Origin of the sequence: Collinsella sp. AF36-3AT (assembly GCF_003475205.1) — a bacterium.
Lineage (GTDB): Bacteria > Actinomycetota > Coriobacteriia > Coriobacteriales > Coriobacteriaceae > Collinsella > Collinsella aerofaciens_AF.
In genome coordinates, this window is record NZ_QROZ01000006.1 from 96,504 (window position 1) to 109,258 (window position 12,755).

At 57.5% G+C, this 12,755-nt stretch carries 9 protein-coding genes and 4 tRNA genes; all 13 read right to left on the reverse strand.

Annotated elements, in window-relative coordinates; translation table 11 throughout:
* Window positions 1-218: 218 nt before the first annotated feature.
* A tRNA-Gly gene (locus tag DW003_RS06735) sits at window positions 219-294 on the reverse strand.
* A 42-nt stretch (window positions 295-336) separates the two neighbouring features.
* Window positions 337-410, reverse strand: a tRNA-Cys gene (locus tag DW003_RS06740).
* 34 nt (window positions 411-444) lie between these two features.
* A tRNA-Gly gene (locus DW003_RS06745) sits at window positions 445-520 on the reverse strand.
* 105 nt (window positions 521-625) lie between these two features.
* Window positions 626-1,372 (reverse strand): anti-sigma factor antagonist, encoded by a 747-nt coding sequence (locus DW003_RS06750; protein ID WP_118388206.1) that lies wholly within the window; start codon window positions 1,370-1,372, stop codon window positions 626-628.
* Between the two features lie 78 nt (window positions 1,373-1,450).
* A complete protein-coding gene (locus DW003_RS06755) occupies window positions 1,451-3,796 on the reverse strand; it encodes a GAF domain-containing SpoIIE family protein phosphatase (RefSeq protein WP_118388208.1) in 2,346 nt (781 codons plus the stop codon).
* A gap of 59 nt (window positions 3,797-3,855) precedes the next feature.
* Window positions 3,856-3,945 (reverse strand) — tRNA-Leu (locus DW003_RS06760).
* Window positions 3,946-4,545: 600 nt separating this feature from the next.
* Window positions 4,546-5,574, reverse strand: a complete 1,029-nt coding sequence (locus DW003_RS06765; RefSeq protein WP_022094888.1) for an ABC transporter ATP-binding protein — start codon at window positions 5,572-5,574, stop codon at window positions 4,546-4,548.
* Entirely contained in the window at window positions 5,574-6,665 is a 1,092-nt protein-coding gene (locus DW003_RS06770; RefSeq protein ID WP_117564867.1) for an ABC transporter ATP-binding protein, read from the reverse strand. The genes DW003_RS06765 and DW003_RS06770 overlap by 1 nt, the downstream gene beginning before the upstream one ends.
* A 2-nt stretch (window positions 6,666-6,667) precedes the next feature.
* Window positions 6,668-7,603, reverse strand: a complete 936-nt coding sequence (locus tag DW003_RS06775) for an ABC transporter permease (RefSeq protein ID WP_118388210.1) — start codon at window positions 7,601-7,603, stop codon at window positions 6,668-6,670.
* 14 nt (window positions 7,604-7,617) lie between these two features.
* Complete coding sequence (locus DW003_RS06780; protein WP_117637996.1) at window positions 7,618-8,655, reverse strand: ABC transporter permease; 1,038 nt, start codon at window positions 8,653-8,655, stop codon at window positions 7,618-7,620.
* A 156-nt stretch (window positions 8,656-8,811) separates the two neighbouring features.
* Window positions 8,812-10,488 carry an ABC transporter substrate-binding protein gene (locus DW003_RS06785; protein WP_233545540.1) on the reverse strand — a complete coding sequence of 559 codons (1,677 nt, stop codon included), beginning with the start codon at window positions 10,486-10,488 and terminating at the stop codon, window positions 8,812-8,814.
* 293 nt (window positions 10,489-10,781) lie between these two features.
* Window positions 10,782-11,036, reverse strand: coding sequence for a preprotein translocase subunit SecG (gene secG / locus DW003_RS06790; protein WP_006236144.1), 255 nt, complete (start codon window positions 11,034-11,036; stop codon window positions 10,782-10,784).
* 164 nt (window positions 11,037-11,200) lie between these two features.
* A complete protein-coding gene (gene gpmI, locus DW003_RS06795) occupies window positions 11,201-12,754 on the reverse strand; it encodes a 2,3-bisphosphoglycerate-independent phosphoglycerate mutase (protein WP_117862281.1) in 1,554 nt (517 codons plus the stop codon).
* Window position 12,755 lies beyond the last annotated feature (1 nt).

The following is a 12,755-nucleotide window of genomic DNA, read 5'->3' on the forward strand; positions in this document are numbered from 1 at the left end:
CCCCGCCGACCGATTGCAAGCGGTCGGCGGGCCATTGTGGCTCTTGACAGCGGATTGGGTCATATGAGCGAGCGGGCTCCGGGTGCCCCAGGTTGCCGCGAAAGAGGAGGGAAGCGTACTTTATGTACGCGACCGACGATTGAGGGGCAAGATGGGGTGCCCGGGGCCCGCGCAGCGTCAACAAAAAAACGCGGTTCGTTAGAACCGCGTAAGATAGTTGGAGCGGACAACGGGGCTCGAACCCGCGACCCCAACCTTGGCAAGGTTGTGCTCTACCAACTGAGCCATGTCCGCATATGTAAAACAAAACGGGCGCCGGAGCGCCCGGATGTTGCCTGGAGGCGAAGCCCGGATTCGAACCGGGGGTAAAGGCTTTGCAGGCCTCTGCCTTACCACTTGGCCACTTCGCCGAAAAAGGACCGCCTAAACGGTCCGGAAATGCAATGGAGCGGACAACGGGGCTCGAACCCGCGACCCCAACCTTGGCAAGGTTGTGCTCTACCAACTGAGCCATGTCCGCTTGCGGGTTATTAATTTACGCGAGTTGTCCAAAAGACGCAAGTACTTTTTTCAAAAAACTTGTCTGCCGCATGTTCTTAGTAGCTAAACGCGCTAAAGCGATTGGCTAGGCACACGATTCCAGCGCTCCGCTAAACAGCTTCACCATCTGCACGCGCGTGCCGGCGCCGTCCGTACGATGAGCAACCTCCACGTTATCGACGAGCATACGCATAAGCTTGATACCACGGCCGCGTTCCTCAGATGCAACCGGCTCGCTCGTTTCATCGATAGAATAGCCGGCACCTCGATCAAGCACCTCAACCACAACGCGATCGCCATAGGCCTGAACCGTCAGGACGCACCCGATACCGCCCGCATGGTCATAGGCATTACCCAGCGCCTCCCCCGACGCCAATGCGACATCGTAGCGCTCGTCACGGCGCAACGGAAGCGATTCAAGGAGTTCGGCGATGCGATGTCGGTAGTACGGAAGATTCTCGATACCCTGACGGACCTCGACGCTCTTACTCCAGCGAGGCAGCTCCCCCACCGGAATAGCGGGAATAGACTCCCGTGCCGGCCCCGCGACATGAAGGATATCGACAAGACGAGCAATCTCCAAAAAGCGAACAACTTCACCTGATGCATTGACGAGCGAAAGCAAGCCTTCTCGCCTCATGAGCTCACGAGCGCGCGTAAGCAGGAATGCCAAGCCCGTCGAATCGATAAAGCTAACAGCCTGACAGTTGATGACGACACGACGCACGCCGCGGCCAATCAAAGCATCCAACCGCCGACGCAACGCAGGCACCGTGGCGATGTCGATATCGCCTGGTGGCGTCAAAACCGCTATGTCATTCCACTCATTCATACGACCATGGTTCCCCAAAAAAGCCCACTCGATGCATTCGTTTCCCCAACCGTACGGATTCAGCCCGCCCAGCGTCGTCTATGAACGACCCCGTAAAAACTCAAGGGACACCAATGCAATGTCATCGTCCAGCGCCGATTCGGTAAATCGGTCAAGCTCGCCCAAGACCTTGCCGCAAATGCCCGACACGCCCTCACCCGAGACAGAGAGCAGAAGGTCGCGAAGGCGCTGCTCGCCAAAGAAAGCACCCGAGCGGTCACGCGCTTCGATTGTTCCGTCGGTGTACATAAATAGCATGTCACCAGGAGCGAACGTAAACACGCCTGTCTCGTACACCATGCTCTCAAAGGCACCGATTACCCCCGATTGGCACCCAAGCAGCTCAACCTCTCCCCCACGGGCCTCGCCGCCACCCAGCGGCATCGACTCTGGCCTGATGACCATGGTCGGAGGATGGCCCGCCGAACAATACGTTGCGCGTCCGGCTTTAAGGTCAATCTTGGCGATAAAGGCCGTCACGAACGTCTCGACCCTCGAAAAGCCCATGAGCATGCTGTTAAGGGAGCGTGCCATGCGGGCCGGTCCAGCGCCCTCCCAAGCATATGCCGTCAGGGCCGTCTTGACGAGCGCGGACATCGATGCGGCCTCAATGCCTTTGCCAGACACATCACCCAGAATCATGACGGCGCAGTCGTCGGGAAGGCGGATGAGCGTATAGAAGTCACCACCGACCAATGCAGAGTTCGTGGCTGACAGGTATACCGAATCGGTCGCGATGCCCGGAACGTCACCAAGCGAATTTCTCATGCCAATCTGAAGCGTCTGAGCAATATGACGTTCTTCGCGCTTTTGAGACTCGCCCTCATAAATCAACTCAAAGTCATGCGCCAAATGCACCATGTAGTCGTATTCGAGGTCATCAATGGGCTCCTGGCTGCCATCGCGGAGCAGCAAAGCACGCCTCGTCGGCCCCTTGGCGATATCAGCGGGAACAATTGCATCGTTGCTTCGCTTGCCATCCGATTCCGAGTGGTAGCGCCCTGCTTCGATGCCGGAGTCGACATAAAGTCCCTGACACGGTAGGCCGTGGGCCCTCAACCATGCACCCATAGACGTGGATTCGTCCACACGTGTAAGGCGCACGTGCCTGAGATCGTCGGCACTCGTCCCGCCCAGCACCGATGTCTCGAACCCATCAGAAGATGTCCCCAGGCGCGCCGCCGGCGTCGTGACGGAAAAGAAGAGTGACTCTGGATCGCCCGGCAACGCCACACGGCTACCGCCCTCAAAATCGATAACATAGGCTTCGAGGCCCGCATCGTACTCCACGGGGCAAAAATGGCAATTTAGCACGGCACAGATTTCGGACGAGACGGCGTGCGAAGCAGCGACCGGATCATCAAGATAGGTAAAAAGCTCATCGCGCAGCACGTTGAGCGAACGACCAAGTTCTGCCGTGCGGCGCGAACGCAAGCTCGACGCCATGCCGACCATCTGAATAGACAGGTAATCGCAGATGACCTCGAGCACGTTAAGGTCATAGGCAAGTGGCGCCTGTGGACGTTTCCAACCGACCTCCAACACACCGAGCACCTGCGTGCCGTAAAACACGGGAAGACAGATCTCGCTGCGATACGGGGGCATATCCTGCACGCGCAGCAAGTGCTTGGAACGATTGTCCAAATCCATGAACATACCCGAAGCAACCCGGTCGCCCTCAAGGTCCTGCTGAATCGACAGGCGGCAGGCACGCGACTCGCGAAGAACATACGTCGGAATGCCAGCGCCATACGGCAAAAACTCGGGCAGGTAGCTATCATGCAGCTCCTTGGAAACACCGCGAAGCTTAAAGCCGCCGCTCTCAGAAAAATAAATCGCAGCTCCAGAGGCATCGAGCGTTCCGACGAGCTGATTCAAAACGATATCGAGCAAGCTGGGGAGCTCATTGGAGCCCACGGTACTCATAATGACCGAAAGGGTACCCGAAAGGCGTTTATTCGCCACCCTAAGCTCCGAAAGCGCACGTTTGAGCTGACGATCGTGGGAATACTGCTCTTCGATACTGTGAAGCGCCACCAGGACACGTGGTGCGCGGCGCCCAAAGATGCGTGGAGGCGTTACGGAGCCCGCACGAACCAAGACGGGAATAAAAGAGCCGTCACTCAGCTTGAGCATCAGTTCGTTCTCGGAGCCATCAGTTTCAAATGGTAGACGATGTTCCGTCGCACGTTCAAAAGCGGACGAATACAGGACGTCTTTAACATCTCCACCGATGACGTCGGCGCGTTCCTCGCACATCAAACCAAGTAAGCGATTATTCACATGCAGAATGGTTCCGTCGAGCTCACAAATGATGACAGCATCGCTCGTGATCTCGACCAGTTGGGCAACGTCTGCCCACTCGTTGCGCTCAAGCGTTTCCATCGTGGACCTCACCGTCTATCGGTAACAAAAAAGCCTCCGAAGAGGCTTCTCAAATGCGATGGTGTCGGAGGCGGGACTTGAACCCGCATGACCAAAAAGCGGTCACTAGCACCTCAAGCTAGCGCGTCTGCCAATTCCGCCACTCCGACATGCTATGTTGTTGATTCGCGGTTCGTTTTCTTGGACCCGCGCGTTCAACGAGGAAGATAATAACCTATGATTCGAGAACTGTGCAAGCACTTTTTTCAAAAAAGTTTACGAATTTGTAAATGCGCAGGTAGACTGACCTGTTCGGGCCGAAATGAGGTTGCTTTCCAACGCGTCCTCGGGCATGCGACATTATTTTGATCCGCGCTTCGCGCTACAAAATAATGCCGCCCCCTGCGGAATGCGTTGGAAAGCAACCTCATTCCGGCCCTAGGAGTATGCACTCCGGGCACAGTTCTCAAATATGTTCTGGGGCTAATACAAAATTTAGTGGCTCGGCTTTGCCGAGCCCTTATATGGGGAGGCCGGAGCTAAAGCTCCGGCCTCGCTCAATTTCCTATTAGATTAAGTGAGCGATCGAGGAATCGCACTCCCCCTCTGCCGCGTTAACGTAGGGCCCGCTCTGGAGTTGCCTTTCAGAACATTCCGCAGACCAGGAAACCCCCTTATCCGCAGCTCCGAAGGAGCAGGATAAGGGGGTTTCCATGGTCGAGGACGTTCTGAAAGGCAACTCCAGAGCGGGCCCGGACGAAAACAACCGACTACAGGTCGATGTGCGATTCCTTGATCGGGAACGGCTCGGCGAAGTGGCAGGCGCAGCAGTGGCCCGGGGCAACTTCCTTAAACTCAGGAAGCTTCTCGGAGCAGATGCCCTGCGCGATCGGGCAGCGCGTGTGGAAACGGCAACCGGTCGGCGGATCCAGCGGCGACGGCGGATCGCCAGCGAGGATGATGCGCTTGCGGGTCTTCTGGATATCAGGATCGGGAACCGGCACGGCAGACAGCAGCGACTGCGTGTACGGATGGTGAGGCTCGCTATAGAGCGTTTTCCAGTCCGAAACCTCGACCATCTTACCCAGATACATAACGGCAACGCGATCGGAGATGTGCTGCACGACGGAAAGGTCGTGGGCAATAAACAGATACGCCGTACCGAACTTGTCCTGCAGTTCCTTGAGCAGGTTCAGAACCTGGGCCTGAATGGAAACATCCAGAGCGGAAACGGGCTCGTCGCAGATGATCAGCTTGGGCTTCAGAGCGAACGCGCGGGCGATGCCGACACGCTGACGCTGACCGCCCGAGAACTCGTGCGGATAGCGGTTGATGTGCTCGGGGTTCAGGCCGACGACGTCCAGCAGCTCGCGGACGCGCTCAATGCGCTCCTCCTTGGTACCCACGCCATGAATGGTCATGGGCTCGGAGACGATCTCGCCAATGGTCATACGAGGATTGAGCGAAGCATAGGGGTCCTGGAAGATGAACTGCATCTCGCGACGCATGTCCTTAATCTCATGCTTGCTCATCTCGGCAACATCTTTGCCCTGGAAGAACACTTTGCCGGCCGTCGGCTTGGTCAGGCGCATGATGGTGCGGCCCGTGGTGGACTTACCGCAACCAGACTCGCCGACCAGGCCAAAGGTCTCGCCCGGATAAATCTCGAATGAAATGTCATTCACAGCAGAGACGACACGCTTAGAGAAGCGCTTGGCGAACATGCCGGACTCAGCGGGAAACTCCTTAGAGAGGTGCTCGACCTTCAGCAGCGGAGTACGCTCGTTGGTATCTGCCATTACGCCTCGCCTCCCTTCTTGGAATCCTTGCGCGTACGGGACGTCTCAGGAGCGTTCTTGAGGAACTCGGGGTCACCGGAGTAGTGGCACGCAGAGTAATGACCAGACTCGGTGACAACGCGCTCGGGGCGCTGCTTGCGGCACTTGTCCGTCGCATAGGGGCAACGAGGAGAGAAAACGCAGCCCTCAGGCAAGTTCATGAGCGAAGGCGGGTTGCCGTGAATCGGCGTAAGAGGCTTCTTCTCATCGATGGCCTGTTCCGGGATGGAGCGGATAAGGCCCCAGGTGTAGGGGTGGCGGCTCTCGTAGAAGATTTCCTCAGCAGTACCGAACTCGACAGGACGGCCGGCGTACATAACCATGATCTTATCGGCCATATCGGCGACGACGCCCAGGTCATGGGTAATCATGATGATGGCGTTGCCGTTCTTCTCCTGCATTTCCTGCATAAGCTCAATAATCTGAGCCTGAATGGTAACGTCCAGGGCAGTCGTGGGCTCGTCGGCAATCAGAATATCGGGATCGCAGGCAAGGGCCATAGCAATCATGACACGCTGACGCATACCGCCCGAGAACTGGTGCGGATACTCATTGACGCGCTTCTCGGGCTCGGGAATGCCAACGAGGTCCAAAAGCTCGGTGGCGCGCTTGAGCGCCTCCTGCTTGGAGTAACCACGGTGCAGACGAAGGCCCTCACCCACCTGCTTGCCGATCTTATAGACCGGGTTCAAGGAGGTCATAGGATCCTGGAAGATCATCGCGATGTCGTTACCGCGGATGTGCTGCATCTCTTCCTCGGTCATCTCGAGGATAGAACGACCGCGATAGCGAACGTCGCCGCCCTCAATCTTTCCCGGAGGCATCGAGATGAGGCCCATGATGGTCATGGCGGTCACGGACTTACCGGAGCCGGACTCACCGACGACACCCAGGGTCTCGCCGCGATCGAGCGTGTAGGACACACCGTCGACAGCGCGAACGACACCGTCCTCGGTATGGAAATACATCTTAAGGTCATCGACCTCGAGCAGATGCTGGCCCTCGGGAACCGGCTGGTCCTTCAGGTCCACATAGTTCTTGTTCTTCTTCATCCTTATGCGTCCTTCATCTTGACGTCGAGGGCGTCGCGCAGACCGTCACCCAGCAGGGTGAAGGCGAGCACCGTCGAGAGAATTGCCAGACCGGGCATGATCATCATCCAGGGAGCAGTCAGCAGATACTGCTGACCGTCCTGAATCATGGAGCCCCACGAAGGCGTAGGCGGAATAACGCCCATGCCGAGGAAGGACAGAGCGGACTCGGTCAGAATGGCGCCACCAATGTTCATAGTCGCGTAGACCACGATGGACGCGACGGAGTTCGGGAAGATGTGACGCACAACGATACGAGCATCGGATGCACCCATCGCACGCGCAGCGTCAACATAGTCGTTTTCCTTGACCGTCAGGATTGCAGATCGGAAGACGCGCGCAATCGAAGGCCAGCCGAGAACACCGATGGCGATAAAGACGTTCTGAAGACCACGGCCGATAACGGCGATCATGGCGACGACGAACAGCACGTACGGGAACGCTAGGAAGATATCCGCACAGCGCATGATGATCGTATCCCAGATTCCGCCGTAGAAACCGGCCAGAGCACCCATGATCAGACCGATCACCGTGGAGATGGCGGTGGCCATAATACCGACGGAAAGCGAAACGCGCGCGCCGTAGATAACGCGGACGAGAATGTCGCGGCCAAGGGCGTCGGTACCAAACGGGTGCTCGGCACACGGAGCCAGCAGCGACGTCTCGGCCATGGTAGTCGAGTCGGAAGCCGTCGGCGAACCGAGCCAGGGCTTAGCCCACAGATCGGCGGTCAGGGCAACCAAAACGACGATGATAATCCAGCAGACACCGATAACGGCGAGCTTGTTCTTACGAAGACGCTTAAAAGCGTCGCCCCACAGCGTGCGGGACTTGGCGGGAGCAGATGCGGCCTTGATGGCGGTAGCCTGCTCCTGAGACTGAGAATCAGTTTCCTGCATGAGACGTACCTCCCTTAGGCCTTATCCGACGGACCGCCAAGGCGGATGCGCGGGTCGAGGAATGCATAGCTAATGTCGACGAGCAGGTTGATCACCATGACGACGACAACGATGAGCGTAACGCCACCCATAACGATGGGCCAGTCACGCATGCTAATAGCGCGATAGACCTCATAGCCGATACCGGGCCAGTTAAAGACCGTCTCGGTCAGGATGGCGCCCGAAAGCATGCCGCCAAAGTCGACACCAATATAGGTAACGACGGGGATGAGTGCATTCTTAAGCGCATGCTTGATGATGATCGCGCGATTGGAGAGACCCTTGGCCTTTGCCGTACGGATGTAATCCTGGTTCATGACGTCAAGCAGCTGCGAGCGCATAATGCGGGCAGCATAAGCGGTCGAAACCGAAGCCAGCGTAATGGTCGGAAGCACATAGTGCATCCAATCCTGATACTGAGAGCTGGAACCGCCGGCACCCGAAATCGGCATGGAGAATGCGCCGCCGGTGGCATCCTTGAGGATGACGCCGAAGAACAGCTGCAGCAACATACCGAGCCAGAAGGCCGGGACGGCAACGAGGATCGACGTGGTGAGCGTTACCAAAATATCCCAGAAGGAATAACGCTTAACCGCCGAAATGATACCCGCACCGATACCCATGATTGCCTCGAGTACGATGGCGCACGCGGCAAGTTTGACCGTATACGGATACTTCTGGGCAAAGATTTCCGTAACCGGCAGCTTGCGCTGATACGAATTGCCCAGATCGCCATGAAGCAGGCCGTTCATGTAATACAAGTAACGGTCCACGAGCGACGTTTGAACGGGGTCGCCGTTCTCGTCAAGGATCGCGTTGCCGTCCTCGTCCGTCTGGACCAGGTGATAGCGGACGCGAAGCTGAAGCTCCACCTCGGGGGACAGAGCCTTGTCTCCACCGATCAGCTTGATCGGATCTCCCGGCACGATATTCTGGAGGGCGAACAGAATCAGCGTAACGCCCAAAAATACCGGGATGAACTGAAGCACACGTTTAACGATGTACTTACCCATACCACTCCCCTATCTAGGGATTAACCTAAATGGGATGCCGATCGCCAGACCGGCATCCCAAAATTACCATCAGCCAGTTTACCCCAGGTTAGGGAGAACTGTATGTTTCCCATGAGGTCTACGTAAATACTTGACCCTCACGGAAGCTGCAAACTCTTAGGCGAGCTCAGCGGTACCCAGCTCGGCGTGCTTCTGCGGATCGACATAGAGGTGCTTGATGCGATCGGAGCCGGCGATGGTGTGCGTGTAGAACATCACCGGGATGACCGGGCAGTCGGCAGCGACCATTGCGTCGGCCTCCTGCATCTTAGCGACGCGCTCTTCGTCGTCAACCGTGGTACGAGCCTCGTCGACCTTGGCGTCGAACTCGGGGTTGTTGTAACCAGAGCGGTTGTCGCCACCGAGAGAGGCAGAGTGGAACAGCGGATACAGGAAGTTGTCCATGATCGGGTAGTCGGCAATCCAGCCCAGACGACCGAACTGATAGTTGAAGTTCTGGTACTGCTCGAGCAGCGCAGACCACTCAGGGGTATCGGAGACGGCGGTAACGCCGACCTTGGCGAGGTCGCCGATGATGGACTCCATGATCTCCTTGTGACCACCGTCCTGGTTGTAGGAAAGGGTCACGTTAATGCCACGATCGCCGTTAGCGCCGGCAGGAGCAACCTTGTCGAGGTACTCGTTAGCCTTGTCGACGTCGTAGGCGCAGAACTCCCATGCGCCTTCCTTGTAGCCATCGATGCCCGGAGGAACAATGCCGTCGGCGGGGGTACGGGTACCCTTGAAGATGGTCTTGCAGATGGCCTCGCGGTTAATGGCCAGGGAGATACCCCTGCGCAGGTCGGCGTTGTTGAACGGCTCGGCCGTGGTGTTGCAGGTCAGGTAGTAGGTGGAAGGCTCGGCGCCGAGCAGCATGCGCTCGCCGTCGCCCATGGTGTAGCCGTCCTTGGACACGCCGCGATCCTTCTTGGCAGCGTCGATCTGAGCAACGGGAACGTCGCAGATATCGAGGTTACCGGCCTGGAACTCCTTGTAGGCGGTCTCCACGTCCTTGATGACCTGGAAGTGGATGCCATCGATCTTGGCCTTGTCGCCATAGTAATCGTCGAACTTCTTGAGGTTGATCTCCTGACCATCCTCCCACTTGCCGTCCATCATGAACGGGCCGTTACCGATCGGGGCAAGGTAGAAGCTCTTAACATCGGACTCGGCGCACTCGGGAACCGGGGATAGAGCCGGGTGAGAGGCGACGAAGGGGAAGTCGGCGTAAGCGGAAGACAGCTTAACGACGAGGGTCTCATCGTCGGGGCAAGTAACACCGCTGAGCTCAGTAGCGTTACCGGCAAGCAGATCGTCATAGCCCTCGACCATGGAAAGGTGATAGGAGACCTCGGAAGGACCGTACTCGGTAGCGATGGCCGACTTGGTGTTGACCAGACGCTCCCAAGCGAGCTTGAAGGACTTGGAGGTAACGTCGTCACCGTTGTGGAACTTGGCCTTCTTGATCTTGAAGGTGAACTCGGTGGCGTCGTCGTTGGCCTCGAAGGACTCGCAAGCCAGCGGGACGATCTTGCCCTTCTCGGCGTCGTAAGAGGTCAGAGCATCGAACAGCTGGTACTCGACCTGAGTGCCCTGATCCTCCTGGACGTTGTAGGGGTCGATGCAGACCGGGTTGTTGATGTAGAAGTTCAGCGTCGAACCGGACTCAGAACCGGAAGCGTCGCCGCCCTTCTTGCCGCATGCGGCAAGAAAAGCCATGGAGCTCGCAGCAAGGGTACCGCCGACAAAGGCGCGACGACCCATAACGGGCTGGTGGAACATAGAATCAGCCATGCCATCCTCCTTATGAGATAGGACAAAGAAATGTTCAGTCGGACATATGTCGAGACAATCCGATCCGAACCATCAAAACGCCGCCCGCTGCTATGGCTGGTTATGCACAACAGACCAACGTTTTGCAATACAGTAGCGCATTTTATGCACAATTTGGCGCTGATTCCGGTTAACGGTCGAGAATTTCTTTAGTTGGGCGAAGTATGTGGGGATATTTTGGCTCTGTTACAAGTCTGTAAACAAAAAGGGCCCCGCACATGCGGGACCCCTTACAAACGTATATACGCCGATGCTTAGTAGCCGACGATGCCCTGCGGGAAGAAAAACATGCACAGAACGACACACACGGCAAAAACGACGGCCATAATTACCGTCAGGCGATCGAGGTTCTGCTCCATGACGCCCGTGGCAGAGCTGGAGTTATACAGCGAGCTAGCGATCATATCCGAAACGCCGGTGCCCTTACCGGAATGCATCAGAACGAGAATCGTCAGCGCCACGGCAGAAACAGCCCAAACGACAAACAGAAGAATCTGAAACGGACCCATAGATAAGCTCCTTAATAGAACAATTCAAACTCCAGTACTGTACCACAACCTCCAACACTCCCCCACCTGCCATTTAGGGACGGGGTAGAAATGGCAGAAATACCAAAAAGGGGGTCGTCCGGTTGTGGACAACCCCCTTACTAGAAAACGGTATTTGTTTTCTATTAGGCCTCGGTGGCGAGCACGCGACCCGTCATCTCGGCGGAAGGCTCAATACCAGCCATGGTGAGCATAGTCGGAGCGATATCGGAAAGACGGCCGTCCTCGATACCGGTGAGCTTGGCCTTATCATCAACGATGATGAACGGCACGCGGTTGGTGGTGTGAGCCGTAAACGGATGCTTGGAACCGTCGGAAGCAACGTCAAACATGTGATCGGCGTTGCCATGGTCGGCGGTAATCAGCGCAAAGCCGCCCTTAGCGAGAATCGCCGGGACAACCTTGGACAGAGCATCGTCAACAGCCTCGACGGCCTTAACGGCGGCGTCGAACACGCCGGTGTGACCAACCATGTCGCAGTTCGCGAAGTTCACGATGTAGAAATCAGCGCGATCCTCGTTAATAGCGGCGACGAGCTTCTCGGTAACCTCGGGAGCGCTCATCTCGGGCTGCAGATCGTAGGTAGCAACCTTGGGGGAAGCGACGAGCACGCGCTCCTCGCCCTCCTTGGGCTCCTCGATGCCGCCGTTGAGGAAGAACGTCACATGGGCGTACTTCTCGGTCTCGGCGGTGTGCAGCTGCTTCAGGCCATTGGCGGCGATAACGTCGGCCAGAACGTTCTCGGGGAATGTCTTGGGGAAGGCGACCTCGACGTCAAACGTCGGATCGTACTCGGTCATCGTCACAAAGTGCGAAAGCTTAATCTGCTCGCGCTCAAAGCCGTCGAACTCCTTGTCCGTGAACACGCGAGTCATCTGACGAGCGCGGTCGGGACGGAAGTTGAAGAAGATGGCCGCGTCGCCCTCGTGAATGCCCTCGTTGTGGGCAGCGAAGGGCTCGACGAACTCGTCGCCGCGCGGATCCTTCTCGTAGTAGGCCTTGATACCGGCAACGGGGTCGGTATCGGCATCGGACGCGTTGACCATGACGTCGTAGGCACGCTGGATGCGCTCCCAGCGGTTGTCGCGGTCCATGGCCCAATAGCGGCCCGAAACGGTGGCAACGCGAGCGTCGCAACCGGTCTCCTCGGAGATCTTAGCCAGGAAAGCGCAGAACTCGCTCATGTAGCCGGCACCGGACTGCGGGTCGACGTCGCGGCCATCCATGAAGGCGTGGACGCGAACGGTCTTGACGCCATGCTGGGCAGCCATCTTGACCAGAGCCTCGACGTGGTTCATGTGAGAATGAACACCGCCAGGGCTCATAAGGCCCATGAGGTGCAGGGTCTTGCCTTCGGCCTTGACGTCGTCCATAGCCTTGACGAAGACCTCGTTCTTGGCGATGGAGCCGTCCTTGATGGCGTTGTTGATGCGCGAAAGCTCCTGGAACACGATGCGGCCGGCACCGATGTTGAGGTGACCCACCTCGGAGTTGCCCATCTGGCCGTCGGGAAGGCCCACGTCCTCGCCCGAAGCACCGAGCGTGGTGTGAGGATACTTCTCGTACAGGCTATCAAGGAAGGGCGTCTTGGCAGCGGCGACGGCGTTCTCGCCATCAGCCGGAGCAAGGCCGCAGCCATCCATGATGATCAGGAGTGCAGGAAGATGACGCTGTGCCATA